The sequence below is a fragment of the Streptomyces sp. NPDC002176 genome, assembly GCF_044903645.1.
Lineage (GTDB): Bacteria > Actinomycetota > Actinomycetes > Streptomycetales > Streptomycetaceae > Streptomyces.
In genome coordinates this window covers 217,442-241,865 of the sequence record NZ_JBJDQW010000007.1, presented here as the reverse complement: position 1 = coordinate 241,865, position 24,424 = coordinate 217,442, and the positions used below count along the sequence as shown (strand labels likewise).

Annotated in this window: 25 protein-coding genes; 11 read left to right on the top strand and 14 right to left on the bottom strand. The window is 72.4% G+C overall.

The features are described from left to right. Nucleotides 1-9 precede the first annotated feature (9 nt). Nucleotides 10-768, top strand: a complete 759-nt coding sequence (locus tag ACI2LY_RS29115) for an FMN-binding protein (protein WP_404709729.1) — start codon at nt 10-12, stop codon at nt 766-768. Nucleotides 769-827: 59 nt separating this feature from the next. Continuing rightward, the gene (locus ACI2LY_RS29110; RefSeq protein ID WP_404709864.1) at nt 828-1,568 is read left to right on the top strand and encodes an FAD:protein FMN transferase; all 741 of its coding nucleotides are present in this window, start codon (nt 828-830) and stop codon (nt 1,566-1,568) included. Between the two features lie 3 nt (nt 1,569-1,571). On the opposite strand, the gene ACI2LY_RS29105 is transcribed toward ACI2LY_RS29110, so the two are convergent. The 7 genes from ACI2LY_RS29105 to ACI2LY_RS29075 all read right to left on the bottom strand — a co-directional run bounded on the left by ACI2LY_RS29105 (nt 1,572) and on the right by ACI2LY_RS29075 (nt 8,624). Further along, the gene (locus tag ACI2LY_RS29105) at nt 1,572-2,114 is read right to left on the bottom strand and encodes an arginine repressor (protein WP_389004701.1); all 543 of its coding nucleotides are present in this window, start codon (nt 2,112-2,114) and stop codon (nt 1,572-1,574) included. A 7-nt stretch (nt 2,115-2,121) separates the two neighbouring features. Further along, nucleotides 2,122-3,327: an acetylornithine transaminase gene (locus tag ACI2LY_RS29100; RefSeq protein WP_404709728.1), complete on the bottom strand. Its 1,206-nt coding sequence runs from the start codon at nt 3,325-3,327 to the stop codon at nt 2,122-2,124. Then, a complete protein-coding gene (gene argB, locus ACI2LY_RS29095; protein ID WP_404709727.1) occupies nt 3,324-4,238 on the bottom strand; it encodes an acetylglutamate kinase in 915 nt (304 codons plus the stop codon). Before argB ends, ACI2LY_RS29100 begins: the two co-directional genes overlap by 4 nt. Next, nucleotides 4,235-5,386 (bottom strand): bifunctional glutamate N-acetyltransferase/amino-acid acetyltransferase ArgJ, encoded by a 1,152-nt coding sequence (gene argJ, locus ACI2LY_RS29090; RefSeq protein ID WP_404709726.1) that lies wholly within the window; start codon nt 5,384-5,386, stop codon nt 4,235-4,237. The genes argB and argJ overlap by 4 nt, the downstream gene beginning before the upstream one ends. Beyond that, complete coding sequence (gene argC / locus ACI2LY_RS29085) at nt 5,383-6,411, bottom strand: N-acetyl-gamma-glutamyl-phosphate reductase (RefSeq protein WP_404709863.1); 1,029 nt, start codon at nt 6,409-6,411, stop codon at nt 5,383-5,385. The genes argJ and argC overlap by 4 nt, the downstream gene beginning before the upstream one ends. 83 nt (nt 6,412-6,494) lie before the next feature. Then, entirely contained in the window at nt 6,495-7,544 is a 1,050-nt protein-coding gene (locus ACI2LY_RS29080; protein WP_404709725.1) for a hypothetical protein, read from the bottom strand. A gap of 114 nt (nt 7,545-7,658) precedes the next feature. Next, complete coding sequence (locus tag ACI2LY_RS29075) at nt 7,659-8,624, bottom strand: helix-turn-helix transcriptional regulator (RefSeq protein ID WP_404709724.1); 966 nt, start codon at nt 8,622-8,624, stop codon at nt 7,659-7,661. A gap of 70 nt (nt 8,625-8,694) precedes the next feature. Between ACI2LY_RS29075 and ACI2LY_RS29070 the strand changes: the two genes are divergently transcribed. Both ACI2LY_RS29070 and ACI2LY_RS29065 read left to right on the top strand, forming a co-directional pair. Continuing rightward, nucleotides 8,695-9,165 (top strand): hypothetical protein, encoded by a 471-nt coding sequence (locus tag ACI2LY_RS29070; protein ID WP_404709723.1) that lies wholly within the window; start codon nt 8,695-8,697, stop codon nt 9,163-9,165. A gap of 52 nt (nt 9,166-9,217) precedes the next feature. Continuing rightward, nucleotides 9,218-9,958: a VOC family protein gene (locus ACI2LY_RS29065; RefSeq protein WP_404709722.1), complete on the top strand. Its 741-nt coding sequence runs from the start codon at nt 9,218-9,220 to the stop codon at nt 9,956-9,958. Between the two features lie 4 nt (nt 9,959-9,962). Here ACI2LY_RS29065 and hchA read toward each other — a convergent pair whose 3' ends face one another. Then, nucleotides 9,963-10,835 carry a glyoxalase III HchA gene (hchA, locus tag ACI2LY_RS29060; protein WP_404709721.1) on the bottom strand — a complete coding sequence of 291 codons (873 nt, stop codon included), beginning with the start codon at nt 10,833-10,835 and terminating at the stop codon, nt 9,963-9,965. A 176-nt stretch (nt 10,836-11,011) separates the two neighbouring features. Between hchA and ACI2LY_RS29055 the strand changes: the two genes are divergently transcribed. After that, complete coding sequence (locus ACI2LY_RS29055) at nt 11,012-12,889, top strand: GMC family oxidoreductase (protein WP_404709720.1); 1,878 nt, start codon at nt 11,012-11,014, stop codon at nt 12,887-12,889. Here the strand turns inward: ACI2LY_RS29055 and rox are convergent. Then, nucleotides 12,840-14,312 carry a rifampin monooxygenase gene (gene rox / locus ACI2LY_RS29050; RefSeq protein ID WP_404709719.1) on the bottom strand — a complete coding sequence of 491 codons (1,473 nt, stop codon included), beginning with the start codon at nt 14,310-14,312 and terminating at the stop codon, nt 12,840-12,842. The two genes, ACI2LY_RS29055 and rox, sit on opposite strands and share 50 nt — an antisense overlap. Nucleotides 14,313-14,616: 304 nt before the next feature. Here rox and ACI2LY_RS29045 point away from each other — a divergent pair, with 304 nt between their 5' ends. Both ACI2LY_RS29045 and ACI2LY_RS29040 read left to right on the top strand, forming a co-directional pair. Beyond that, nucleotides 14,617-15,483: a GyrI-like domain-containing protein gene (locus ACI2LY_RS29045; protein WP_404709718.1), complete on the top strand. Its 867-nt coding sequence runs from the start codon at nt 14,617-14,619 to the stop codon at nt 15,481-15,483. A gap of 74 nt (nt 15,484-15,557) precedes the next feature. Further along, nucleotides 15,558-16,004, top strand: coding sequence for a DUF6314 family protein (locus tag ACI2LY_RS29040; RefSeq protein ID WP_404709717.1), 447 nt, complete (start codon nt 15,558-15,560; stop codon nt 16,002-16,004). Here the strand turns inward: ACI2LY_RS29040 and ACI2LY_RS29035 are convergent. Next, the gene (locus ACI2LY_RS29035) at nt 15,986-16,579 is read right to left on the bottom strand and encodes a histidine phosphatase family protein (protein ID WP_389004714.1); all 594 of its coding nucleotides are present in this window, start codon (nt 16,577-16,579) and stop codon (nt 15,986-15,988) included. The genes ACI2LY_RS29040 and ACI2LY_RS29035 overlap by 19 nt on opposite strands. Nucleotides 16,580-16,703: 124 nt before the next feature. Beyond that, the gene (locus ACI2LY_RS29030) at nt 16,704-18,137 is read right to left on the bottom strand and encodes a PLP-dependent aminotransferase family protein (RefSeq protein ID WP_404709716.1); all 1,434 of its coding nucleotides are present in this window, start codon (nt 18,135-18,137) and stop codon (nt 16,704-16,706) included. Here ACI2LY_RS29030 and ACI2LY_RS29025 point away from each other — a divergent pair. After that, entirely contained in the window at nt 18,136-19,047 is a 912-nt protein-coding gene (locus ACI2LY_RS29025) for a DMT family transporter (protein ID WP_393596445.1), read from the top strand. The two genes, ACI2LY_RS29030 and ACI2LY_RS29025, sit on opposite strands and share 2 nt — an antisense overlap. Before the next feature lie 19 nt (nt 19,048-19,066). Further along, nucleotides 19,067-19,264 carry a DUF1918 domain-containing protein gene (locus ACI2LY_RS29020; protein WP_404709715.1) on the top strand — a complete coding sequence of 66 codons (198 nt, stop codon included), beginning with the start codon at nt 19,067-19,069 and terminating at the stop codon, nt 19,262-19,264. 25 nt (nt 19,265-19,289) lie between these two features. On the opposite strand, the gene ACI2LY_RS29015 is transcribed toward ACI2LY_RS29020, so the two are convergent. Next, nucleotides 19,290-20,549 carry a glycoside hydrolase family 10 protein gene (locus ACI2LY_RS29015; protein WP_404709714.1) on the bottom strand — a complete coding sequence of 420 codons (1,260 nt, stop codon included), beginning with the start codon at nt 20,547-20,549 and terminating at the stop codon, nt 19,290-19,292. 169 nt (nt 20,550-20,718) lie between these two features. On the opposite strand from ACI2LY_RS29015, the gene ACI2LY_RS29010 reads away from it, so the two are divergent. Beyond that, complete coding sequence (locus tag ACI2LY_RS29010; RefSeq protein WP_404709713.1) at nt 20,719-21,591, top strand: 3-hydroxybutyryl-CoA dehydrogenase; 873 nt, start codon at nt 20,719-20,721, stop codon at nt 21,589-21,591. Nucleotides 21,592-21,824: 233 nt separating this feature from the next. Then, on the top strand, nt 21,825-22,082 hold the full coding sequence (locus tag ACI2LY_RS29005; RefSeq protein ID WP_389004720.1) for a hypothetical protein: 258 nt from the start codon (nt 21,825-21,827) through the stop codon (nt 22,080-22,082). Here the strand turns inward: ACI2LY_RS29005 and ACI2LY_RS29000 are convergent. Then, the gene (locus ACI2LY_RS29000) at nt 22,076-22,615 is read right to left on the bottom strand and encodes an NUDIX domain-containing protein (protein WP_389004721.1); all 540 of its coding nucleotides are present in this window, start codon (nt 22,613-22,615) and stop codon (nt 22,076-22,078) included. The genes ACI2LY_RS29005 and ACI2LY_RS29000 overlap by 7 nt on opposite strands. Before the next feature lie 97 nt (nt 22,616-22,712). Continuing rightward, nucleotides 22,713-24,053: a transcriptional regulator gene (locus tag ACI2LY_RS28995; protein WP_389004722.1), complete on the bottom strand. Its 1,341-nt coding sequence runs from the start codon at nt 24,051-24,053 to the stop codon at nt 22,713-22,715. Nucleotides 24,054-24,424 lie beyond the last annotated feature (371 nt).

The following is a 24,424-nucleotide window of genomic DNA, read 5'->3' as shown; positions in this document are numbered from 1 at the left end:
CCAGAAGCCATGAGGAAGAGCCATCCCGTTCGGCGCGTGATGCTGGCCACCGCGGCCACCGTGTCCGGTGTCGTGCTACTGCTGTCGCTGAAGCCCGCCTCCGACCCGGCCTCCGCGTCGGCGGCCGCCCCTCCGGCGGCCGCGGCGCAGGAGTCGCCGCAGGGCGGTTCGGGCGGTGCCCAGGCGTCGGACAAGGCCCGCACGGTGACCGGGGACGCGGCGCAGACGCCGTACGGTGCCGTGCGGGTCCGGCTGACGGTCAGCGGCGGGAAGATCACCAAGGCGGAGGCCGTCGAGGCGCCGAAGGGTCCTACGAGCGACGAGAAGACCGCGCTCGCCGTGCCCCGGCTGAACCAGGCGGCGCTGGCGACGCAGAGCGCGGACATCGACTCGGTGTCGGGGGCGACGTACACCAGCACGGGGTACAAGAAGTCGCTGCAGTCGGCGCTGGACCAGGTGAAGAAGGGTGCCGCGGGCGGGAGTTCGGGGGTGGCGCAGGCCCGTACCGTCACCGGCAAGGCCGAGCAGACGCCGTACGGGGCGGTCCAGGTCCGGGTCACGCTCAGCGGGAAGAAGATCACCAAGGCGGAGGCGGTCCAGGCGCCCAAGGGCCCGACGAGCGACGACAAGACCGCGCTGGCCGTGCCCCGGCTCAACCAGGCGGCCGTCGCCTCGGGCAGCGCGGACATCGACTCAGTGTCCGGGGCGACCTACACCAGCACCGGGTACAAGAAGTCGCTCCAGTCCGCGCTGGACCAGGCCGGGTGACCGGGACGGTGGCCGAGCGGGCGGGGACACCGCATGTGGTGCGGCACGCGGAGGAGGTCATGGGGACCGTCTTCTCCTTCGACGTGCGCGGCGGCGACCCCGACGAGGTGCGGGCGGCGCTGGACACGGCGGTCGCCGGGCTGCACGAGGTCGACGCCGTGTTCAGCACCTACCGCGAGGACAGCGAGGTGTCCCGGCTGGCCCGCGAGGAGCTGACGCCGGACCAGTGCGCCCCGGAGGTCCGCGAGGTGCTGGAGCTGGCGGCCGAGGCGGAGCGGGTCAGCGACGGCTGGTTCAGCACCCGGTACCGGGGGACGCTGGACCCGACCGGGATCGTCAAGGGCTGGTCCGCCGAGCGGGCCGCGCGCACGCTGGCCGCGGTCACCGGGGTGTGCGGGGTGAGCGTGAACGGCGGGGGTGACGTCCAGATGCTGGGGGCGCCCGAGCCGCACCGGGCGTGGCGGGTGGGCGTGGCCGATCCGCTCCGGCCGGGCGGGCTGGCGGCGGTGGTGTCGGCGGCCGGTGCGGACGAGCTGGCGGTGGCGACCTCGGGCACGGCCGAGCGGGGCGCGCACATCGTGGACCCCCGCACCGGCCGCTCCGCGGTGACCGACCTGGTCGCCGTGACGGTGGTGACACCCCGGCTGACCTGGGCCGACTGCTGGGCCACGGCCGCCTTCGCCATGGGCTCCCGCGCGGGCCTGGCCTGGCTGGAGTCCCTGCCGGACGTGGAGGGCCTGCTGATCACTGCGGGCGACGAGGTGCGCTGCACGGGGGGTCTGGCGACCCGGCTCGGTTGAGCGTCACGGCGCGTTCTGCGCCAGCCGGAGCAGGTGGTCGGCCAGGGCCTGGCCGCCCGTGGGGTCGCGGCTGATCAGCATGACGGTGTCGTCGCCCGCGATGGTGCCGAGGATGTCGTGGAGTTCGGCCTGGTCGATGGCCGAGGCGAGGAACTGGGCGGCGCCGGGCGGGGTGCGCAGCACGACGAGGTTGGCGGACGCCTCGGCGGAGATCAGCAGCTCCTGGGACAGCCGCCGCATCCGCTCCTCCTTGGCGGAGCCGCCCAGCGGGGCGCGCGGGGTGCGGAAACCGCCCTCGCTGGGCACCGCGTAGATCAGATCGCCGTCGGTGTTGCGGATCTTGACCGCGTTCAGCTCGTCCAGGTCGCGGGAGAGCGTCGCCTGGGTGACGCTCAGCCCGTCGTCGGCGAGCAGCTTGGCGAGCTGGCTCTGCGAACGCACCGGCTGCCGGTTGAGGATGTCCACGATCCGGCGGTGGCGGGCCGTCCGGGTCTGCGGTACGGCGGGTCCGCCCGCCGCCTGATCGTGGTCCTGCGCCTGGCTCATCGTCGTCTCATTCTCGGGATCGTCCGTCCTCGTTTGCCGGGTCGGCTGCGTCGAGGATGCCGGGCAGCGCCTGGAGGAAGGCGTCCACCTCGTCGTCGCGGAGGTTCAGCGGGGGCATGAGCCGTACGACGTCGGGGGCGGGCGCGTTCACCAGGAACCCGGCCTCCTGGGCCGCCGCCTGCGCCTGCGTGGCGTACGGCCCGGTGAGCACGATACCCAGCAGCAGGCCCGCGCCCCGGACATGGTCGATCAGCGGGTGGTCCAGCGCCTCGATCCCGGCGCGCAGGGCCTCGCTCTGCCGCTTGACGCCCGCGAGCAGGTCCTCGTCCTCGATGGTGTCCAGGACGGCGAGTCCGGCGGCGCAGGCGACCGGGTTGCCGCCGAAGGTGGTGCCGTGCTGGCCGGGCTGCAGCAGGTCGGCGGCGCGGCCGAAGGCGAGGGTGGCGCCGAGCGGCAGTCCGCCGCCGAGCCCCTTGGCGAGGGTGACGACGTCGGGCAGTACGCCCTCGTGGGCCTGGTAGGCGAACCAGTCGCCGGTGCGGCCGACGCCGGTCTGCACCTCGTCCAGCACCAGCAGGGCGCCCGTCGCGGCGGTGATGGCGCGGGCGGCCTTCAGGTAGCCGGGCGGCGGCACCACGACCCCGTTCTCGCCCTGGATCGGCTCGATGATCACCATGGCGGTGTCCGGGGTGACGGCGGCGGCGAGCGCCTGCGGGTCGCCGTACGGGACGTGTGTGACGTCGCCGGGCAGCGGGCGGAAGGGCTCCTGCTTGGCGGGCTGGCCGGTGAGGGCGAGGGCGCCCATGGTGCGGCCGTGGAAGCCGCCGTCGGTGGCGACCATGTGGGTGCGCCCGGTGAGGCGGCCGATCTTCAGCGCGCCCTCGTTGGCCTCGGCGCCGGAGTTGCAGAAGAACACCTTGCCGTCCCGGCCGAACAGCCGCAGCAGGCGCTCGGCGAGGGCGACGGGCGGCTCGGCGACGAACAGGTTGGAGACATGGCCGAGGGTGCCGATCTGCTCGCTCACCGCGCGGACGACCGCCGGGTGGGCGTGCCCGAGGGCGTTGACGGCGATACCGCCGACGAAGTCCAGGTAGCGCTTGCCGTCGGCGTCCCAGACGGCGGTGCCCTCGCCTCGGACGAGGGGGAGGCGCGGGGTGCCGTAGTTGTTCATGAGGGCGCCCTGCCAGCGGGCGGTGAGGTCCTCGTTGCTCATGACTCCCCCGGGGTATCCGGCTCGTCGGGCACGACCATGGTGCCGATGCCCTCGTCGGTGAAGATCTCCAGCAGGATGGAGTGCTGGACGCGGCCGTCGATGACGCGGGCGGTGTGCACGCCGTTGCGTACGGCGTGCAGGCAGCCCTCCATCTTGGGCACCATGCCCGAGGAGAGTTCGGGCAGCAGTTTCTCCAGCTGGGTCGCGGTGAGGCGGCTGATCACCTCGTCGGAGTGCGGCCAGTCCTCGTAGAGGCCCTCGACGTCGGTGAGGACCATGAGGGTTTCGGCGCCCAGCGCAGCAGCGAGTGCCGCAGCCGCCGTATCAGCATTGACGTTGTAGACATGTCCGTCGTCCTGGGAGCGGGCGATCGAGGAGACGACCGGGATGCGGCCGTCGGCGAGCAGGGTCTCGATGGCGCCGGTGTCGATCTCGGTGATCTGGCCGACGCGTCCGATGTCGATGAGTTCGCCGTCGACCCTCGGCCGGTGCCGGGTCGCGGTGATGGTGTGGGCGTCCTCGCCGGTGAGGCCGACGGCGAGCGGTCCGTGCTGGTTGAGCAGGCCGACCAGCTCGCGCTGCACCTGCCCGGCGAGCACCATCCGTACGACGTCCATGGCGTCCTCGGTGGTGACGCGCAGGCCCGCCTTGAACTCGCTGACGATGCCGTGCCGGTCGAGGGCGGCGCTGATCTGGGGGCCGCCGCCATGCACCACGACGGGCCGCAGCCCGGCGTGGCGCAGGAAGACGACGTCCTGGGCGAACGCGGCCTTCAGGCTCTCGTCGACCATGGCGTTGCCGCCGAACTTGATGACGACGGTGCGGCCGTGGTGGCGGGTGAGCCAGGGCAGCGCCTCGACCAGGGTCTGTGCCTTGGGCAGCGCGGTGTGCTTCCGCGCGGGCGTGCTCATGAGCTGTACGCGCTGTTCTCGTGGACGTAGTCCGCGGTCAGGTCGTTGGTCCAGATGGTGGCGGTCTCGGTGCCCGCGGCGAGGTCGGCGACGATGTGCACCTCGCGGTAGCGCATGTCGACCAGGTCGCGGTCCTCACCGATCGAGCCGTTCTTGCAGACCTGGACGCCGTTGATGGCGACGTTCAGCCGGTCGGGCTCGAAGGCGGCCGTGGTGGTGCCGATGGCGGAGAGGACACGGCCCCAGTTGGGGTCCTCGCCGTGGAGGGCGCACTTGAGGAGGTTGTTGCGGGCGATGGAGCGGCCGACCTCGACGGCGTCCTCCTCGGTGGCCGCGTTGATCACCTCGACCTTGATGTCCTTGCTGGCGCCCTCGGCGTCGCCGATGAGCTGGCGGCCGAGGTCGGCGCAGACCTCGCGGACGGCGTCGGCGAACTCGTCGTGGCCGGGGGTGATGCCGGAGGCGCCGGAGGAGAGCAGCAGCACGGTGTCGTTGGTGGACATGCAGCCGTCGGAGTCGACCCGGTCGAAGGTGACCTTGGTGGCGGCGCGCAGGGCCTTGTCCAGGTCGGCGTCGGTGAGGTCGGCGTCGGTGGTGAGGACGACGAGCATGGTGGCGAGGCCGGGGGCGAGCATGCCCGCGCCCTTGGCCATGCCGCCGACCGTCCAGCCGTCCCGGGTGGCGACGGCGGTCTTGTGGTGGGTGTCGGTGGTCTTGATGGCGAGGGCGGCCTTCTCCCCGCCGTGCTCGCTCAAGGAGGCGGCGGCCTTCTCGACGCCGGGCAGCAGCTTGTCCATGGGCAGGGTCACGCCGATGAGGCCGGTGGAGCAGACGGCGACCTCGATGGGCGCGCGGTCGAGGACCTCGGCCACCTTCTCGGCGGTGGCGTGGGTGTCCTGGAAGCCCTGGGGGCCGGTGCAGGCGTTGGCGCCGCCGGAGTTGAGGACGACCGCGCTGATCTGGCCGCTCTTCAGCACCTGCTCGGACCACAGCACCGGGGCGGCCTTGACGCGGTTGGCGGTGAAGACACCGGCGGCGGCTCGGCGGGGGCCGGTGTTGACCACGAGGGCCAGGTCGGGGTTGCCGTTCTGCTTGATCCCGGCGGCGATGCCCGCCGCGGTGAATCCCTTGGCCGCTGTGACGCTCAAGGCGCGACTCCGATCGTGGAAAGCCCGGTGGTCTCGTCGAGCCCGAGGGCGATGTTCATGCTCTGTACGGCACCGCCCGCGGTGCCCTTGGTGAGGTTGTCGATGACGCTGATCACGATGACCCGGCCGGTCTCCGCGTCCAGGGCGGTCTGCACCTGGACGGCGTTGGAACCGGTCACGGCGCCGGTGTTCGGCCACTGCCCCTCGGGCAGCAGCCGCACGAACGGCTCGTCGGCGTACGCCTTCTCGTAGACCGCGCGGACCGCCTCCGCGGTGACTCCGGCGCGGGCCTTGGCGCTGCACGTGGCGAGGATGCCGCGGGGCATCGGCGCGAGGGTCGGGGTGAAGGAGACGCTCACCCGCTCCCCGGCCGCCGCGCTGAGGTTCTGGATCATCTCGGGGGTGTGCCGGTGTCCGCCGCCGACGCCGTACGGGGTCATGGAGCCCATGACCTCGCTGCCGAGCAGGTGCGCCTTGGGCGCCTTGCCCGCGCCGGAGGTGCCGGAGGCGGCGACGATCACGGCCTCGGGCTCGATGATCCCGGCGTCGTAGGCGGGGAAGAGGGCGAGGGAGACGGCGGTCGGGTAGCAGCCCGGTACGGCGATACGCCTGGTGCCCTCCAACGCGGCGCGCGCGCCGGGGAGTTCGGGCAGGCCGTAGGGCCAGGTACCGGCGTGCGGGGAGCCGTAGAACCGCTCCCAGTCGGCGGGGTCCGTGAGCCGGAAGTCGGCGCCCAGGTCGATCACGAGCACGTCCGGGCCGAGCTGCTCGGCGACGGCGGCGGACTGCCCGTGGGGCAGCGCCAGGAACACCACGTCATGCCCGGCGAGCGCCTCGGCGGTCGTCTCCGCCAGCACCCGGTCGGCGAGCGGCGCGAGCTGCGGCTGCAGCTCCCCCAGCCGTCGCCCCGCGCTGGAGTGCCCGGTGAGCGTCCCGACCTCGACCCCGGGATGCCCGAGCAGCAGCCGCAACAGCTCACCGCCCGCATACCCACTCGCCCCGGCGACCGCCGCGCGCACCACCATGTCAGCCTCCTTCATTGGCATGACTATACGTAGCGCTGCACTTTTATGCAATCACTTGTGCGAAGGGGCGGACAGTGGGCCCGCTAAGACCGCGTGGCCCTCCCGCACTCGTCCTTCGACGACTCGCCCGGGCCGAAAGGCGTGTCGCGGTCGTACGGGTCGACCTCCTTGCCGGACTCGTCCGCGTGGCGGTCGGGGCCGAAGGGTGGGACGAAGTAGCCCGTGGGGGTGCCGCAGCCGCCGTTGGTCATGTCGTACTTGTAGGAGATGACCGAGAAGGTGCCGGGCTCGGTGCTCACCTTGTCGGGGTTGTCCCAGCTCAGGACCAGTTCGCGGCGGATGATGGTGCGCAGAATGTCGTCGTCGCCGCCCGTGCGGGCGACCGGGTAGACGAAGGTGACGTCGGCGGTCACCTTGAGGGCGCCGCGCTCGCCCTCCTCGTACGTGAGCGCGCCCCTCGTCTTCAGTGTGTCGCCGACCAGGTGGGCGCGGGAGGGCTGGAAGCGGCTGAAGAGGAGGAGGGGGTCGCTCTTCTCGCCCGGGGTGCGGAAGGCGGTCTTCAGGAGGTGCTGGACGTCCTTCTGGTGTGGGTTGATCAGTGCGATCGCCTTCTCCGGGCGCTCGCCCCGCAGCACCCCTCGGTCCAGGCTGGACGCGACCAGGAAGTCCCGGCTGCGGGTGAGGGCCCGCTGGACCTCGGCCGCGCTCATCCAGCCGACCGCCTTGGTCTGCTTCGGCATGGTGATACCCGCCGCGCCGCTCGCCCAGGTCGCCGCCGGGGAGCCACGGAACGGGTCGGCGGTGGTGGGGCGTCGGGCATCCGGACGCGACGAGTCGGAACCGGTGACGAGGTCCACCACCCGCCCAGGCGCGAGGGCCACGAAGAGCAGGGCCAGTACGGCCAGCAGTCCGACGACGTACCCGCCCACGCGCCGCTTGGGCCGCGCGGGCGGGTGGTTGCGCCACCCCTCGGGGCTCCGGTCCGGCTCCGTGCGCAGCCGTCTCGCCACCTCGCGGGCGCGTGCCGACGGCTCCTTGGGCGCGTCGGCGGTACCCGCCACCGACTCGCGCAGGAATCGCTCCCACTCCTCGTCGGACCTGGACGAACCGTCCGGCTCCGTACCCGCACCCATTCCAACCCCCTGGTGATCATTGGCCCGCGCCCCACTCCCCTGGGGACGCGTCCGCATGATTGCACAGGGCACCGACAGCGAGCCCCGCCCAACTGGCCGGATCAAGGGCTCACTTCACGCGTACAGCGCCGCCATCGCTCGCGTCGACGCCGCGATGCGCTCCCGGAGTTCGGCCGGGGCGAGTACCTCCACCTCCGGGCCCAGGCGGAGGAGTTCCGACTCGGCATGGCTGAGGCTTTCGACGGGGATGGTGGCGCGGTGGCGGCCGTCGGGTTCCGGCTCGCCCCGGTCCACGGCGTCGATCACCGCCCGCGCCGCGAAGTCCCGCAGCTGGGCGATACCGGCCGGGGAGATGCGTATCTCCGCCTCGCCCTGCCACAGCCGCGCCTGGAGCGCCGCCGAGTGGGCCTGCCAGTGGTGGGCCAGGTCGAAGTCGGCCGGGGGGTCGAACGTCTCGTCCAGTCGCTCCAGGGCGAGGATCTGCCCGATCCGGTAGGTGCGGAGTTCGCCGTCGGCGCGGGCGACGGTGTACCAGCGGCCGGCCTTCAGCACGATGCCGTACGGCTCCAGCCGCCGTTCCACCACCTGCGGGGCATGCCAGCGGCGGTAGCGCACCCGGATCGCGCGGCGTTCCCACACCGCGGCCGCCACCGCCGTCAGGTGCGGCACCTCGTCCGCCTCCCGGTACCAGCCCGGTGCGTCGAGGTGGAAGCGCTCCCGGATGCGGCGGCCCTGGTCCCGCAGCCCGGCCGGAAGGGCGGCCTCCAGTTTCAGCTCGGCGGCCGCCAGTACGGGGCCCAGCCCCAGCTCGGCCGCCGGGCCCGGGAGGCCGGTCAGGAACAGGGTCTGTGCCTCGTCCGCCGTCAGTCCGGTCAGCCGGGTGCGGTAGCCGTCCAGCAGGGCGTAGCCACCCGCGTGGCCCGCCTCGCCGTAGAGCGGGATGCCCGCCGCACTCAGTGCCTGCACGTCCCGGTACACCGTGCGCGCGGACACCTCCAGCTCCGCCGCCAGCTCGTCGGCGGTCATCCGGCCGCGGTTCTGGAGCAGGAGCAGCAGCGAGAGGAGTCGACCGGCGCGCATGGCCGCGAATCTACGCCGATTCCTCTTCCCTGACACAGGATGTCAGGGGACCGGTCCTAGCGTCTGCCGCATGACGGACAACGACTTCACGTTCCTCACCGGCACCTACGACGTCGCCAACCGCTGGCGCAGGGACTTCCTGGACCCCACCGAGGGCGACGACCGCTGGGAGGAGTTCCCCGGCATCACCCGCGCCTCCGTCCACTTCGACGGCGCCGCCAGCTTCGACGAGATCGAGTTCCCCACGAAGGGCTTCTCCGGCCTGACGCTGCGGCTGTACGACCCGAAGACCGCCCAGTGGTCCCTGTACTGGGCCAGCAAGCGCACCGGCACCCTCTTCCCGCCCGTCACCGGCGCCTTCGGCGCGGACGGCACCGGCGTCTTCCACGGCGACGACGAGCACGACGGCCACAAGGTCCGGGCCCGCTTCATCTGGTCCGACATCACCACCGACCACGCCCACTGGGAGCAGGCGTTCTCCCTCGACGACGGGCAGACCTGGATCACCAACTGGCACATGGACTTCACCCGCCGCACGTGACGACACCCCCGGGCGCCGTCGCCCTCGGTGACCCGTGCATAGGATCACCGACATGGGACTGCGACCTGTGCACGTCAATATCAAGGCCGTCGACGCCTCGGTGGTCGGGCGGTTCTGGGCGGAGGCGTTGGGGTGGGTTGCCTACAGTCCCGGTGTGACGACCTATGTCGGGCCCGCCGGCGGGCTGGTCTGGCCGGACCCGGTCGTCGTCGGTGTGGATGTCGTACCCGTGCCGGGGCGCGGGACGGCGGCGAAGAACCGTACGCATCTCGATCTCGCGACGACCTCCCTGGCACACCAGGCGGAGCTAATCGCGCGGCTGGAGGGGCGCGGGGCCAGGCGGCTCGACATCGGGCAGGGTGACGTGCCGTGGGTGGTGCTCGCCGACCCCGAGGGCAACGAGTTCTGTGTGCTGGAGCCTCGGGAGCGGTACCGGGACACCGGGCCGATCGCGGCGGTGGTCGTGGACTGTGTCGAGCCGCGGGCGATGGCCCGGTTCTGGGGTGAGGCGATGGGCTGGACCGTGCACCGGGAGACCGACGATCTGATGTTGCTGCGGTCGGCCGACGGCACTGGGCCGTACCTGGAGTTGTTCCGCTCGCCGACCGGGCACACGGCGCCCGACCGGGTCCATCTCGACCTGCTCCCCGACCCCGGCAGCGACAAGGCGGCGGAGGTGGCCCGGCTGGAGGCTCTCGGCGCCACCGGTCTCGACCTCGGCCAGAGGGACGTCCCGTGGACGTGCCTGAGCGACCCCGAGGGCAACGCGTTTTGCGTGCTGGCGCTGCCCTGAGGGATCAGTCCTTCGCCGCCTCGACCAGCACGTCCGCCGACAGAAGCCCCAGCGCGTTGGAGGCCAGCGGGCTGTCGCCGGTGAGGAGTTTGCGGTCCTGGTGGGTCTGGCCGGTGATGTCGGAGTTCAGGACGGTGACGCCCTGCCGCTCCAGCAGATCGGCGACCAGCCAGCGCAGCCGCCCGGGGAGGTAGCCCATCTCCAGGTTGGCGCCGGTGTCTAGGGCGTCGGGGAAGACGCAGAGGGAATAGCCGTCGAAGGGCGACTCGTCCTTGCCGCGGGCGGCGGCGAGCAGCGCGGCGGGGCCGTGGCAGAGAGTGATGACGTATTTGTCGTTGGCCAGGGCCCAGTCCAGGGTCTCGGTCACGTCCTCGCTCTCCGCGAGCCCGATCACCGCTCCGTGTCCGCCGGGGATGAAGACGGCGATGTAGTCGGACTCCGGTCCGAGCTTGTCCGCGACCACCTCGGACAGTTTCAGCGGCTGCTTCAGCTTCGGTTTGAGCGCCTCGTAGGTCTCCATGACGGCCTTGTCCTCTTCCGGCATGGCCCACAGCTCCAGCTTCACCGGGTTGCCGCTGAGGGTGGCCACGTCGACGTCGAAGCCCGCCTCCATCATGTGGTGCAGCGGGAGCAGCATCTCGACGGGATGGTTGCCGGTGGAGAAGAACTTGCCGTCCTCGGTGAGGAGATACCGCTCGTCCGTGCCGATCATCAGCACCTTCCACCGCCCGCCGGTGTAGGCGCCCTTGTGCTCCACGCCCTCGAAGTCGGTCTTCGGCGCGGTGTATTTGCTCAGCGAGTACGGGGACGGGAAGAACGCGTTGTCCTCGGCCGGGTCCGGAGCCGGGTCCTTGCTCAGGTCGGTCGCGTCCGACATGGGAAACCTCCCTTGACGTGGAAAACCGATGTGGAAAACCGATGTGGGAAACCGCCCCTTCTCCAACGTAGACAACGCCTCGGCCGCGCGCAGGACGGGCCCGCTCCGGCGGCGGGTGGCGGGCGGCATCCCAGGGGTGCAGAGTGGCCGGGGGGAGCGCGCGTGGAGGAGATCGGATGCCTCAGCAGCCACCGGAAACCGCTCAGGAATTTGACTTCGTCGTCGTCGGCTCGGGCGCGGGCGGCGGCCCCCTGGCCGCGAATCTCGCCCTGGCCGGTCACCGTGTCCTGGTGCTGGAGGCGGGCGACGAACACGACTGCCAGTACTACTCGATCCCGATCATGCAGGCGTTCGCCAGCGAGGACCCCGACATGGCGTGGAGCTTCTTCGTACGCCACTGGGACGACCCGGCGACCCAGCGTGCGGACCGCAAGTTCAGCGGCGCCGAGGACGGTGTGCTGTACCCGCGCGGCAGCTCGCTCGGCGGCAGTACGACGGTCAACGCGCTGATCATGCTGTTCCCGCAGGGCAGGGAGTGGCAGCGGCTGGTCGAGCTGACCGGTGACACGGGGTGGAGCGCGGAGGCGATGCGTGACCGCTTCCAGCGCCTGGAGAACTGGCAGGGCCAGGACGCCGAGCCGCTCCCGGGTGACACACCGGCCGAGCGGGACGCCAAGTCCCGGCACGGCACGGAGGGTTGGCTCGGCACGACCAGGGCCGCACCGTCCCTCGCGCCCCGCGAGCCCCGGTTCCTCGACATCATCGGCGCCGTGGAGCGGACCGCCCGCGACCGCTTCGGCATCCCCGACGACGTGCCCCTCCCCCGCGACCCGAACGCGGCCGACACCCCGCCGGACTTCCAGGGCATGGGCTTCATCCCGGTCTCGGTGGACGGAGGCGCCCGCAACGGCACCCGCGAGCGGCTGCTCGATGTCCGCCACCGGGTCGGAGACCTCCTGACGATCAGGACGAACACCCTGGTGACACGGGTGCTGTTCGACGGCGACCGGGCGGTGGGCGTCGCGTACCGCGAGCAACGGCGCGCGTACGGCGCCTCGTCGGACCGCACCTGCCGGCTGCGCCCGGACGCGGCGGACCTCGGCGAGGACGAGGTGACCGAGGGGACGGCGTACGCCCGCAACGAGGTCATCCTGGCCGGGGGCACCTACAACACCCCGCAGTTGCTGATGCTGTCCGGCATCGGGCCGCGCGAGGAGCTGGAGCGGCTCGGTATCCCGGTGCGGGTGGACGCACCCGGCGTGGGCCGCAATCTGCACGACCGGTACGAGGCGTCGGTGGTGGCCGAACTCGACCAGGATTACCCGCTGTTCGAGGGATCGTCGCTGAACGTCCCGCTCGCGGGCGAGCAGCAGGACGAGCTGATCAGCGAGTGGCACACCGACCGGGGCGGCCCCTACGGCACCAATGGCCAACTGGCCGCGCTCATCGGCAGGTCGAGCGTCTCCGACGGGGACTCCGACCTCATGCTGCTGGCGATGCCGCTCGACTTCCACGGCTACTACCCCGGCTACGCCGAGGACGGCACCCACGGCCGGGACCGGCTGGGCGTGGTCGTGCTCAAGGGCCACACCAAGAACCGGGGCGGCTCGGTGACCCTGCGCTCGACCGATCCCACCGAGCCGCCCGAGATCCGGTTCCGCTACTTCGGCGAGGGCACACCGGGCTGGGAGGAGGATCTGGACGGCCTGGTGGACGGGTTGCGGATCGCCCGTGACGTGATCGCCAACGCCGGGGACGTCGGCGTGCGGGGCGAGTTGGTCCCCGGGCCCGAGGTCCGGACCGACGACCAGCTCAAGGAGTGGGCGCGGACCCAGTCCTGGGGCCATCACGCGTGCGGCACCGCCAGGATCGGCACCGAGGACGACGAACTGGCGGTGCTGGACGGCGACTTCCGGGTGCGTGGGGTGGAGGGACTGCGGGTGGTGGACGCCTCGGTGTTCCCCGACATCCCCGGTCTGTTCATCGCGTCCGCGGTCTACCTGGTCAGCGAGAAGGCGAGCGAGACGCTGACGGCGCAGTACCCGGCGCCGTGACGCCGAACCACTTGGGCAGGTGCGCGAGCAGTTCCTCCTGGCTCTCCCCCGCCCAGGCGACATGGCCGTCCGGGCGCAACAGGACGGCGGGTACGTCGAGTTCGTCGCTGACGTCGACAAGATGGTCCACGCGGTCGGCCCAGCCCGCCACCGAGAGGCGGCCGGTCTGGTCGAGGAGCAGGCCGCGGGCGTGGTGCAGATGCTCGTAGAGGCGTCCCTGCTTCAGCTGGACGTCCCGTAGCCTCCTGCCGAGGAGTTCATGGCCCTCGCCGAGGTCGTAGCGGAGGTCGACGGCGGTGATCATGCCGGTGATGTGGCGGTTGACCTCCTCGAAGTCCATGAGCCGGGAGAAGAGTTCGCGCAGTGCGGTGGCGCCGGGGTCGGTGCCGAGGAGGGTCATCGCGGCGCGGGTGGTGGCGAGGACGCGGGCGCCGACCGGGTGGCGTTCGGCGTGGTAGCTGTCGAGCAGGCCGTCCGGTGCCCGGCCGTGCACCTCGGCGGCCAGCTTCCAGCCGAGGTTGAACGCGTCCTGCACCCCGAGGTTGAGCCCCTGGCCGCCGGCCGGCGGGTGGATGTGGGCCGCGTCACCGGCCAGCAGGACCCGGCCCACGCGGTACCGCTCGGCCTGCCGGGTGGCGTTGCCGAAGCGGGACAGCCAGCGGGGTGAGTGCACGCCGAAGTCGGTCCCGGCGACCGCCCGTAGCTGCTGCCGGAACTCCTCGAGGGGCGGCGGGGCCGACCGGTCCTCGGCGACACCGTCGGCGGGCACGAGGACGCGGTACAGGCCCTTCTGGCCGTCCACGTCGGGCGCGAGCCCGAACCGCAGCTGTGTCTTGCGGACCTCTTCCACGACGGCGGCGATCGTCGCCGGGTCCTCGGTGGCCTCCATGTCGCCGAGCAGGGTCTCGACCGTGGCGGGCTCGCCGGGGAAGCCGACGCCGAGCAGCCCGCGTACCGTGCTGCGGCCGCCGTCGCAGCCGACGACATGGCCCGCGCGCAGTTCGGCGCCGTCGGCCAGTCCCACGGTCACGCCGTCCGCGTCCTGGGTCAGCGCGACCACCTCCCGGCCGCGCCGGATCTCGGCGCCGAGTTCGCGGGCCCACGCCTCCAGCAGCCGTTCGGTGACCGCCTGCGGAGTGGCGAGGCCGTACGGGTGCGCGGTGTCCAGCCGGTCCGGCCACGGCTTCATGATGCCGCCGAAGAGCCCGCCGACCTGGAACTTCTCGCTCTCCGCGAGGAACCGGTCCAGCAGGCCCCGCTGGTCCATCACCTCGACGCTGCGCGCGTGCAGGCCGCGGCCGCGGGACTGGCTGCTCGGCTCGGCCAGCCGCTCCAGCACGACGACCTCCACCCCGGCCAGACGCAGCTCCCCGGCCAGCATCAGCCCGGTCGGCCCGCCGCCGACCACGATCACGTCAGTCATCCACCCACCCATCGAAGAATTGGAGCGCGAGCCGGAGGAAACGACGCGTATGGCACGAACGCGCCATTTCCGTCACTCCCGGCCGCGGCCGCCCATTCTGCGACACCACCGGGGCCTTGCCGCAAGGCCCCCTGTGCGCTATACCTTGAAAGTGGCAAGGAGACTGAGAACTCCCTGCCTTCGTTGTTTTCCGGGTTGTTTTCCGGGCCCCGGCCGCCACCCGACAGAATCGGGCACGGATTGTCGGGTGCCGGGTTCCCCCTCGCGCCTAGCGTTCCTGATGTCAGAAGGAAGGGAACGGGGCGTGCTGGAACGGCTCAACCAGGCGATGGAGCACATCGAGCTGCGGCTCGACGGGAGTGTCGATCCGGAGGAGTTGGCGCGGATCGCGGGTACGTCGGTGTATCACCTGCGGCGGCTGTTCTCCGCGCTCGCCGGGATGCCGCTGTCGGAGTACGTGCGGCGCAGACGGCTCACGCTCGCGGCCGCCGAGGTGGTCGCGGGGCGGGAGACGCTGCTCGACATCGCGGTGCGCTACGGGTACGGCTCGGGCGAGGCGTTCGCCAGGGCGTTCCGCGCGATGCACGGCGTCGGCCCGAGCGAGGCCCGGCGGGCCGGTGTCACGCTCAGCTCACAGCCCCGGATGTCCTTCCGCCTCGTCATCGAAGGGAACAGCGGAATGCGACACCGTATCGAGCACAAGAGGGAGTTCGGCGTGGTCGGGTACAAGGCCCGAGTGCCTCTGGTGCACGCCGGGCCGAACCAGGCGATCATGGACTTCGTCCGGGGGATCGACCGGGAGGACCTGGCGCGGCTGGCGAAGCTGTCGGACCAGGAACCGGAGGGGATCGTCGCGGTCTGCGACGACCTGGACCCGAGCCGGGCCGAGGGCACGGAACTCGACTACTACCACGGGGTGATCACCTCGGCCCCCGCCCCCGAGGGCACGACCGCGCTGACCGTCCCGGCCGGTACCTGGGCGGTGTTCACGGTCTCGGGGCCCATGCCGGAGGCGGTCCAGACCCTGTGGCGGGACGTGTTCACGCAGTGGTTCCCGTCGAACCCGTACGCGAGCCGCCCCGGCCCGGAGATCCTGCGCGTCCGGCCGTCCGCGGACGGGAGCGAGGCGGACGCGGAGCTGTGGCTGCCGGTCGAGGGGGCGCTCGGGTGACCCCGGCGGAGGGGGGCCCGTAAGCTCGGTCGTATGAATGTGTTGGTGCCCCACCTGCCGCGCGGAGGGTCCCGGTGAGCGACGGCGGCCGACTGCCCGTTCCCGATGTGCTCGGGTTCCTCGCCGGGCGCTGGCGGGTCACGCGGACCGTGCGGGATCTCGCGGGCGCGGACGAGGGGTACTTCGAGGGGCACACGACCTTCGAGCCGGTGCCGGACGGGCTGTTGCACCAGGAGGCCGGGGAGTTCACCTGGCAGGGGGTGACGCGGCCCGCCACGCGGACCCTGCGGTTCGTGCCGGGCGCGGTGCCGGGTACGGCGGAGGTGCGGTTCGCGGACGGGCGGCCCTTCCACGACCTGGATCTGCGCGGCGGGCGGCACATCGCCGGGCACCCGTGCGCGGCCGACTTCTACCGGGGCGAGTTCACCGTCACCGACGCCGATCACTGGCGTTCGGTGTGGCGGGTCGGTGGTCCGAAGAAGGATCTCGTGCTCACCACGGACTACGTGCGCGAGGGCTGAGGGGACACCGCGTCCAGGCGCAGGGTCCAGCGGCCCGCGCGCCCGGCGACCGTGATCGTGGACAGCGGGCGTACGTCGATGCTCCAGAACGCGGACGGCGGCGCCTGGAGGGCGTAGACCAGGGCCGCGCGGATCACGGAGGGTTCGGCCACGGCGACGATGCGGGCGTGGTCGTCGCCGGGCCGGGTGTCGAGCCAGCCGCCCACTCGTGAGATGAAGGCGAGCATCGACTCGCCGCCGTGCGGGCTGGCCCTCGGGTCGGCGAGCCAGGCGTCCACCGCCTGCGGCTCGCGGGCCATCGCCTCGGCCACGGTCAGCCCCCGCCAGCGCCCCATGTCGCAGTCGCGCAGGGCGAGTTGGGCGAGGGGGGCGTAGCCGAGCGCGTCGCCGGTGGCGCGGCTGCGCGGGGTCGGGGAGCAGTAGCGCAACTCGGCCGCGGCCAGCGGCAGCAGATACCCGACCGAGCGCTGCACCTCGTCCCAGCCCGCCTGGTCCAGCGGCCGGTCGTCCTGGAACCGCTCCGCGTGCGACGGGGAACCGTGCGCTGCGGCCACGAACGTCACCCGAAGTGGCATGCGGTGATGGTGATCCCAGGACGGGGGACGGTCAAGAGCCATGGCCCCGGCCGCTCGGAGGGTGACCGGAAAACATCGCCCCGGCTGTCTCAACACCCCCATTTTCTCAGCGACTTGAGTCACTTCACCGTACTTCGTCCCACGCCGCCCGCAGCCGCCGCACCCCCTCCGCGATCTCCCCCGTGCCCGCGACCGCGGCGAAGCTCAACCGGATGTGGTCCGCCGGGGGTTCGGCGCTGAAGTAGGCGCGACCGGGGGTGATGGAGATGCCCGCGCGGAGGGCGGCCGCGGTCAGGGCCGCCTCGGTGACGCCCTCGGGCAGTCGCAGCCAGAGGTGGAAGCCGCCGAACGGGATGTGCGGCAGCGCGAGTTCGGGCAGCCGGTGGGCGAGCGCGCCGGTCATCGCCTCGCGCCGTACGGCCAACTCGGCCGACAACGACCGGAGATGGCGCGGCCACGCCGGTGAGCCGACGAGTTCGAGCGCCGCCTCCTGGAGCGGCCGGGGCACGAAGAAGCTGTCCACGATCTGGATGGCGCGCAGGCGTTCCAGCACCGGCCCGCGCGCGGCGAGGGCGCTGACCCGGAAGCTGGGCGAGGTCGCCTTGGTGAGCGAGCCGACGTGCACGACGACGCCGTCCGGGTCGTCCGCCGCCACCGGCCGGGGCAGCGGGGGCGCGTCGGCGTGCGCGAGGCGGCGTACGTAGTCGTCCTCGATGACGAAGGCGCCGGAGGCGCGGGCGATGCGCAGCACCTCGGCGCGACGGTCGGGGGCGAGCACGGCGCCGGTCGGGTTCTGGAACAGGGGCTGGCAGACGAAGACGCGGGCACCGGTGGCCCGGAAGGCGTCGGCCAGCAGGTCGGGGCGTACGCCGTCGGCGTCGACCGGCACCGGTACGGGCCGCAGACCGGCCGCGCGGGCCAGGTCCAGCATGCCGGGGTAGGTGGGCGACTCGACCAGGACCGGCGCGCCGGGCGGGGCGAGCGCGCGCAGGGCGGTGGCCAGCGCGGCCTGTCCGCCCGCCGCGATCAGCACCTCGGCGGCGGTGACGGAGCCGCCGATGCCGCGCGCGAACCACTCCCGCAGCTCGGGCAGCCCCTCCAGCGGCGGCCGCCCCCAGGCGCCGGGCCGCCGTCCGGCGCGGGCGAGCGCGGCCGCCATGGCCTGCTCGGGCTGGAGGCCGGGGTGCGGGTAGCCGCCGCTCAGCTCCAGCACGCCGGGCGGCGGCGCGGGCAGCGAGACCATCACCCCGGAGGCGTCCACGGTGCGGGGTACGACGTCACCGGCGGCGTCGGCGCTCAGCGCGACCTCCTGCCAGGAGGTGTCCCCGGCGGGCGGGGTGGCGGCGCGCGGCCGGGCCCGGAAGGCGCCCGCGCCGGGCCGGGTGACGACCAGGCCCTCGGCGGCGAGCTGGGCGAGCGCCCGGGAGACGGTCACCGGGCTGACCCGGAACCGTTCGACCAGCGCCCGGCTGGACGGCAGCTTTCCGCCAGGTGAGTAGCGGTCCAGCTCCCTCCGCAGCTGTTCCGCCAGCTCCCGCTCACTGCTACGCTCGTTCATGAGAGCACAGAGTAGCGCTACCGATACGACCCCGATAGCAGTCACCGTGCCCCGCGAGCCCCTGCTCCTGGGCACCGGCCAGGCCGCCCTGGGCGTCGTCGCCTTCTCCCTCACCTTCCCCGCGACCGCCTGGGGCCTGGAGAGCTTCGGCCCCTGGTCGCTGGTGGGCGTCCGGGGTGTCCTCGCGGCGCTGGTCGCGGGCGCCTGCCTGCTGCTGCTGCGGGTGCCGCTGCCCGAGGCCCGCCATCTGCCGGGGCTCGCGATGGTCGGGATCGGCACGGTGCTGGGCTTCCCGCTGCTGACCACGCTGGCCCTCCAGACCTCGACCACCGCGCACGCTGCCGTCGTCGTGGGCCTGCTGCCCCTGACCACCGCCGCCGTCTCCGCGCTGCGCACCGGCGTGCGCCCCTCGCGCCGGTTCTGGACGGCCGCGCTGGCGGGCGCGGCGGCCGTGGTCGCGTTCACGGTCGTCCAGAGCGGCGGCGCGCTGACCAGGGCGGACGCCTATCTCTTCGCGGCGCTGCTGGTGTGCGCGGCCGGATACACCGAGGGCGGGCGGCTGGCCCGGGTGATGCCGGGCTGGCAGGTCATCGGCTGGGCGCTGGTGCTGTGCCTGCCGCTGAGCGCGCTCGGCGCCGCGCTGGCACTGGGCCACGAGCCGGTACGGCTCACCGCGCACGGGGTGGCGGGGGTGCTGTGGGTCGCGGTGGGCTCGCAGTTCCTCGGGCTGCTCCTGTGGTACCGGGGCATGGCGGCGGTGGGCGTCCCGCGGGCCAGCCAGTTGCAGTTGGCTCAGCCGCTGCTCACACTGGTGTGGTCGGCACTGCTACTGGGCGAGCACGTTCCCGCGGCGGCACCGCTGACCGCGCTCGCCGTGCTCGTGTGCATCGCCGTCACCCAACGGTCGTGACCGTGAGGAGGGCCTGACAATGCACGCGTCCAAGGGCGACCACCTTGTCCAGCACGGACGAGTGGTCGGCCAACACGATCAGGTCACCGAAGTGGTCGAAGTGATCGGCGAGGAGGGCGAACCGCCCTACCGCGTCCGCTTCGAGGACGGGCACGAGGCCATCATGTCGCCCGGTCCGGACTGCCAGGTCCGCCACCACCAGGACGAGACGAACTAGCCGGACGAGACGGACGGCAACGGGGTCAGCGCGGGGGTCTCGCCGGCCGACGGTAGTGGTCGGCGACGACCCTCGCCATCGCGCCCAGCGGATCGCGGGCGACCTCCTGGGCGGCGAAGAAGACATGCCCGCGCACCTGCGGATACTGAGCGGCCAGCATGAGATGCCGGGACAGTTCGGCGGGGTCCTGCCAGGCCGGGGGCTGCCCGGCCGCGCCCGCCTTGTACAGCGCCTCCCCCACGTACAGCCGGGTCCGGGTGTCCGCCGCCTGCTCCGCCCACCAGTCGACGAGGCGGGCGTAGTCGGCGGCGGGGAAGCCGATGTTCCAGTAGATCTGCGGGACGATGTAGTCGATCCAGTGCTCACGGACCCACTTCCGGGTGTCCGCGTACAGGTCGTCGTACGTCTGCACGCCCGCCTGGGTGTCGGAGCCGAGCGGGTCGGTGGCGGCATTGCGCCACACGCCGAAGGGGCTGATCCCGAAGCGGGTGCCGGGCCGGACGCGCCGGATGCCCGCCGCGACCTCCCGCACCAGCCGGTCGATGTTGTCGCGCCGCCAGGCGGCCCGGTCATCGAAGCCGCCGCCGTACGCGTCGTAGGCGGCGTCGTCGTCGAAGGTCTGCCCGGCGACGGGATACGGGTAGAAGTAGTCGTCGAAGTGGACGGCGTCCACGGGATAGCGGGCGACCGCGTCCAGCATGGCCCGGCGCACGAAGCGCCGGACCTCGGGCAGGCCGGGGTTGTAGTACAGCTTGCCGCCGTAGGGCACGACCCACTCCGGGTGCCGCCGCGCCGGATGGTCCGGGACGAGGCGCGTGGGGTCGGTGTGGTTGGCGACGCGGTACGGGTTGAACCAGGCGTGCAGCTCCAGGCCGCGCGCGTGGGCCTCGCGTACGGCGGTGCCCAGCGGGTCCCAGCCGGGGTCGCGGCCCTGGGTGCCGGTCAGGTACTGGGACCAGGGCTCGTACGGGGAGGGCCACAGGGCGTCGGCGGTGGGTCGCACCTGGAAGATCACGGTGTTGAGCCGCGCGGCCACCGCCCGGTCGAGATGGGCGATCAGCTCGGCCCGCTGCTCCTCGGGCGGCAGCCCCGGCCGCGAGGGCCAGTCCCGGTTGGCCACGGTGGCGAGCCAGACCCCGCGCATCTCCCGGCGGTGCCGCCCGGAGGCGTACGCCGGGGTGCTCCCGGCCGCCGTGGTGAGGGCGGCGAGCACCCCGAGGGCGACGGTACGCCGCGAGACGGCTCCCGCCGAAGAACGCGCACCGGACATCGCACGAGCCGCCATCCGTACCTCCCACACGCTCCGAGTCCGCCCCGTGACGGATCGTCCCGGAGGCGCGGCTTGCCCCTACCCCGTCGATCGATCATCGATACTTGGCGGTAACGTGCACGATCGGAGCAGGCACCGGAACCGGACGTCCTGCACGAGCCGGAGAACCAGCGAAGGGGACGATGTGACGGACTTCCGAGCCGGAGACATCTCGCGCGTCGGAGTCGTGGGCTGCGGCCAGATGGGCGCGGGCATCGCCGAGGTGTGCGCACGCGCGGGACTGGACGTGATGGTCGCCGAGACCACGGGCGACGCCCTGGAGTACGGCCGTACCCGGCTGTACAACTCGCTGGGCAAGGCCGCGGAGCGCGGCAAGATCAGCGAGGAGGAGCGCGACTCGGCGCTCTCTCGGCTGAGCTTCACCACCGACCTGGGCGAGTTCGCCGACCGCGACCTGGTGATCGAGGCCGTGGTGGAGAACGAGCAGGTGAAGACGGAGATCTTCCAGGTGCTCGACCAGGTGATGACGCGTCCCGACGCGATCCTGGCCTCCAACACCTCCTCCATCCCCCTGGTGAAGCTGGCGGTCGCGACCTCGCGCCCCGACCATGTGATCGGCATCCACTTCTTCAACCCGGCCCCGGTGCAGAACCTGGTCGAGCTGATCCCGGCCCTCACCACCTCCGAGGGCACCCTCAGCCGGGCCCAGATCTTCGCGGAGAAGGTCCTCGGCAAGCACGCCATCCGCGCCCAGGACCGCTCCGGCTTCGTCGTCAACGCCCTGCTGGTGCCGTACCTCCTCTCCGCGATCCGCATGTTCGAGTCCGGTATCGCCAGCCGCGAGGACATCGACAACGGCATGGAGATGGGCTGCGCCCACCCGATGGGCCCCCTGAAGCTCTCCGACCTCATCGGCCTGGACACGATCGTCTCGATCGCCAACTCGATGTACATGGAATATAAGGAGCCCCTGTACGCCGCTCCCCCGCTGCTCCAGCGCATGGTCGAGGCGGGCCGCCTGGGCCGGAAGTCGGGCTCGGGGTTCTACTCGTACTGAGTTCTCGCGGCACATAGCTCTCACCGCACATAGTTCTCGCAGCACATATGGCCCCACCACATGGGCCCGGCACCCATAGGTGCCGGGCCCATGTGTTTCACACTCCGTGTGTGTCACGGGCTCGCATATGCCGTTCGCACACGCTCCCCCCAGGTCCGTCGGGGCGGTTGACTCTGCATGCGCATGCAAGGGATGCGGAGTCGTCCCGTCCGACCATGGAGAGGAGTGGACCCGTGACCGTCGAACCGGAGCAGGCTGTGGTTCACGGAGAACTGGCCGAGTTACGCCGCCGCCTCGACGTCGCCTACGCGCGCGTCGAAGGCGGGCTGGCACTGCTCAGTCACCGTACCGAGGAGACCGCCAAGGAGCTGGATGAGCTGAACTCCCGGGTGAAGTCCCTCGAGCACGCCCGTTGGCCACTGACCTCGATCGCCGCGCTCACCGCCCTGGGCGCGCTCGCCGTCGCCGTCTGGCAGGCGCTGGCTCACTGACCGTCGGCGAGCCGGAGATGGTGCAGCAGGAGTAACGCGGCCGCCATGTTGGCGGCCGGGACCTCCCCACGGGCGATCATGTCGGGGACGAGCTTGAGCGGGACCCACTCACGGCGGTCCGACTCGAAGTCGTCCACCGGATGACCGGTGTACTCGCCCTGCTCGGACCAGTAGACGTGGTGCCGGGCGTCGGTGAGGCCGTTGGACGGCTCCACGCTCATCAGGTGGTGCAGAGGCCCCGGCCGCCAGCCGGTCTCCTCCTCCAGTTCCCGCGCGGCCGCGGCCATGATGTCCTCGCCGTCCTCCACGACCCCCGCGGCCAGCTCCCAGCCCCAGCTGTCGGTGATGAAGCGGTGCCGCCACAGCAACAGGACCTCGTTGGCCTCGTTGACCACCGTGGCGACGGCGACCGGACGGAGCCGGATCAGGAAGTGGTCCAGATGTGAGCCGTTGGGCAGCTCCACATCCGCCAGATTGACGCTGAACCAGCGGTTCGCGTACACAGTTTGTTCGTTCTGTTTCGTCCACTGCACGGTTCTGCCACCTTCCGCCGAGTAAGTGGCAATATCGCAGCAGGGACTATTCCCGGCCTACAGGGCGCTCGCTTCGGCTACGCGCGCCCCCCGCCCGTCACAGCGGTACGCGCAGCGCGCCGTCGATGAGTTCCGCCGCGTCCGCGGTCCCGGCCGAGCCGCAGCGCACCAGGTACTCGCGTACCGCCCGGAGCCGGTCGCGGAGCCGCTGGGACTCCATGCCGCGCGCCTGCTCGGCCATCTGCACGGCGGTCGCCACCGCCTTGTCGGCGTTGCCCTGCCGCAGCTCGATCGTGCTCAGCATCGCCAGCCGGTGCACCCGGCCCCGGTCGTGCGCCGGGGTGTCCACGGCCGCCGCCGCGTGCTCCCGCGCGGCCGACAGCTCCCCGAGGCTCAGCAGCGCCTCGGCCACCTGGACGTTGACCAGACCGGGCTGTACGTACCCCGTCTCGTCCGGTTCGGTGCCCGGCCGGATCTGCCCGGCCGCCGTCTCCGCCCGCCGGATGCCGGACAGCGCGCCGCCCCCATCGCCGAGATGCGCGTACGCCTTCGCCTGCATCGCGTACAGGTCGGAGGCGAGCGCCGGGGTGATGTGACGGCCCGCCGTACGCAGCGCGGCCTCCGCGAAGGCGACCGCCTGCCGGTACTCCCGCATGAACAGCGACTGGTTGACCAGCAGCGCTATCACGTACGCCCCCAGCCCCCGGTCCCCGCTCGCCTTCGCCAGCCGCAGCGCCTGGTGGAAGTAGCGCTGCGCCAGCCCGTGCGCGTCGGAGTCGTAGGCACAGATCCCCGCGATGGCCACCAACCCGCCGGTGGCGCGGTGCAGTTGGCGGCCGGTGTGGTCGGGGTAGCTGCCGCGCAGCAGCGGCGCGGCCTCGGCGTTGAGGAAGCCGACGATGCGGGTGCGGGTCGCCACGCCGCCCGCCTTGCGGTACATCTGCTCGTAGTGCGCGCGGGCCGCCCGCAGGGTGCCGATGTCGGCCTCGGTGACCCGGAGTTGGCCGCCGCGCGAGACGTCCACGTCCTCCGGCGGGTTCTCCCACTCCCACACCGGCATCACCGCGGGCGTACCGGTGACGGCGGGGGCGCCCAGCACGTGCGGGCGCTGCTGTTCGTCGGAGCGCCACAGCGCGGTGGCCCGCTCCACGAAGCCGGAGAGCGAGCCCGCGTGGGCGGTGGCGGGTTCGCCCGGCACGCCGAGGCCGATGTCGTCCAGCGTGACCGGGCGCCGTAACCGGCCCGCGAGCACCTCGCAGATCAGATCCGGCACCTGGCCGCGCGGCCGCTGGCCCTTCAGCCACCGCGCGACGGCGGTGTGTTCGTATCTGAGCGCGAGACCCCGGCGGCGGCCCGCCTGGTTGACGTGGGCGGCGAGCCCGGCGTGCGAGATCCCCGCCTCGTCCAGGATCGCGTCGAGCAGGGTGTTGGGCTGCATCAGTGGCCCCCCGAGTGGCGTGGTGCCGTAAGCGTAGTGCGAACGGGTTCACACGGGGTGTGAACGGAGTGCGCGCATCCGCGTCCCGCGCGCACTGTCGGGCATACCGGTCGGACGGCTTCACTTGGTGCCCCGCCTCGCGAGAGGCGGGCCGGGCCGCCGCTCCCCCTCACAAGGCGGCGGTCCGGCCGAGCGCCCCCGGGTGTCGGGCGGAGCCCCGCACTTTCGTCGCCGCGCGGAACCGGTACCGCGTCGCCGGTACGGCCTTGAGGGCCACCGGCCCGCGTTCGCGCGGCGGCGGCCGGGCACCCGGCCCGGTGGGCGCCGGGAACGGCGCCGGCCGGCCACGGATCGAGTCCGTGACCGGCCGG

Bases quoted from the DNA above. Each gene is read 5' to 3' on its own strand.
- ACI2LY_RS29115 (WP_404709729.1), top strand. From the start codon at position 10: ATGAGGAAGAGCCATCCCGTTCGGCGCGTGATGCTGGCCACCGCGGCC.
- ACI2LY_RS29110 (WP_404709864.1), top strand. From the start codon at position 828: ATGGGGACCGTCTTCTCCTTCGACGTGCGCGGCGGCGACCCCGACGAG.
- ACI2LY_RS29105 (WP_389004701.1), bottom strand. From the start codon at position 2,114: ATGAGCCAGGCGCAGGACCACGATCAGGCGGCGGGCGGACCCGCCGTA.
- ACI2LY_RS29100 (WP_404709728.1), bottom strand. From the start codon at position 3,327: ATGAGCAACGAGGACCTCACCGCCCGCTGGCAGGGCGCCCTCATGAAC.
- argB (WP_404709727.1), bottom strand. From the start codon at position 4,238: ATGAGCACGCCCGCGCGGAAGCACACCGCGCTGCCCAAGGCACAGACC.
- argC (WP_404709863.1), bottom strand. From the start codon at position 6,411: ATGGTGGTGCGCGCGGCGGTCGCCGGGGCGAGTGGGTATGCGGGCGGT.
- ACI2LY_RS29080 (WP_404709725.1), bottom strand. From the start codon at position 7,544: ATGGGTGCGGGTACGGAGCCGGACGGTTCGTCCAGGTCCGACGAGGAG.
- ACI2LY_RS29075 (WP_404709724.1), bottom strand. From the start codon at position 8,624: ATGCGCGCCGGTCGACTCCTCTCGCTGCTGCTCCTGCTCCAGAACCGC.
- ACI2LY_RS29070 (WP_404709723.1), top strand. From the start codon at position 8,695: ATGACGGACAACGACTTCACGTTCCTCACCGGCACCTACGACGTCGCC.
- ACI2LY_RS29065 (WP_404709722.1), top strand. From the start codon at position 9,218: ATGGGACTGCGACCTGTGCACGTCAATATCAAGGCCGTCGACGCCTCG.
- hchA (WP_404709721.1), bottom strand. From the start codon at position 10,835: ATGTCGGACGCGACCGACCTGAGCAAGGACCCGGCTCCGGACCCGGCC.
- ACI2LY_RS29055 (WP_404709720.1), top strand. From the start codon at position 11,012: ATGCCTCAGCAGCCACCGGAAACCGCTCAGGAATTTGACTTCGTCGTC.
- rox (WP_404709719.1), bottom strand. From the start codon at position 14,312: ATGACTGACGTGATCGTGGTCGGCGGCGGGCCGACCGGGCTGATGCTG.
- ACI2LY_RS29035 (WP_389004714.1), bottom strand. From the start codon at position 16,579: ATGCCACTTCGGGTGACGTTCGTGGCCGCAGCGCACGGTTCCCCGTCG.
- ACI2LY_RS29025 (WP_393596445.1), top strand. From the start codon at position 18,136: ATGAGAGCACAGAGTAGCGCTACCGATACGACCCCGATAGCAGTCACC.
- ACI2LY_RS29030 (WP_404709716.1), bottom strand. From the start codon at position 18,137: ATGAACGAGCGTAGCAGTGAGCGGGAGCTGGCGGAACAGCTGCGGAGG.
- ACI2LY_RS29020 (WP_404709715.1), top strand. From the start codon at position 19,067: ATGCACGCGTCCAAGGGCGACCACCTTGTCCAGCACGGACGAGTGGTC.
- ACI2LY_RS29015 (WP_404709714.1), bottom strand. From the start codon at position 20,549: ATGGCGGCTCGTGCGATGTCCGGTGCGCGTTCTTCGGCGGGAGCCGTC.
- ACI2LY_RS28995 (WP_389004722.1), bottom strand. From the start codon at position 24,053: ATGCAGCCCAACACCCTGCTCGACGCGATCCTGGACGAGGCGGGGATC.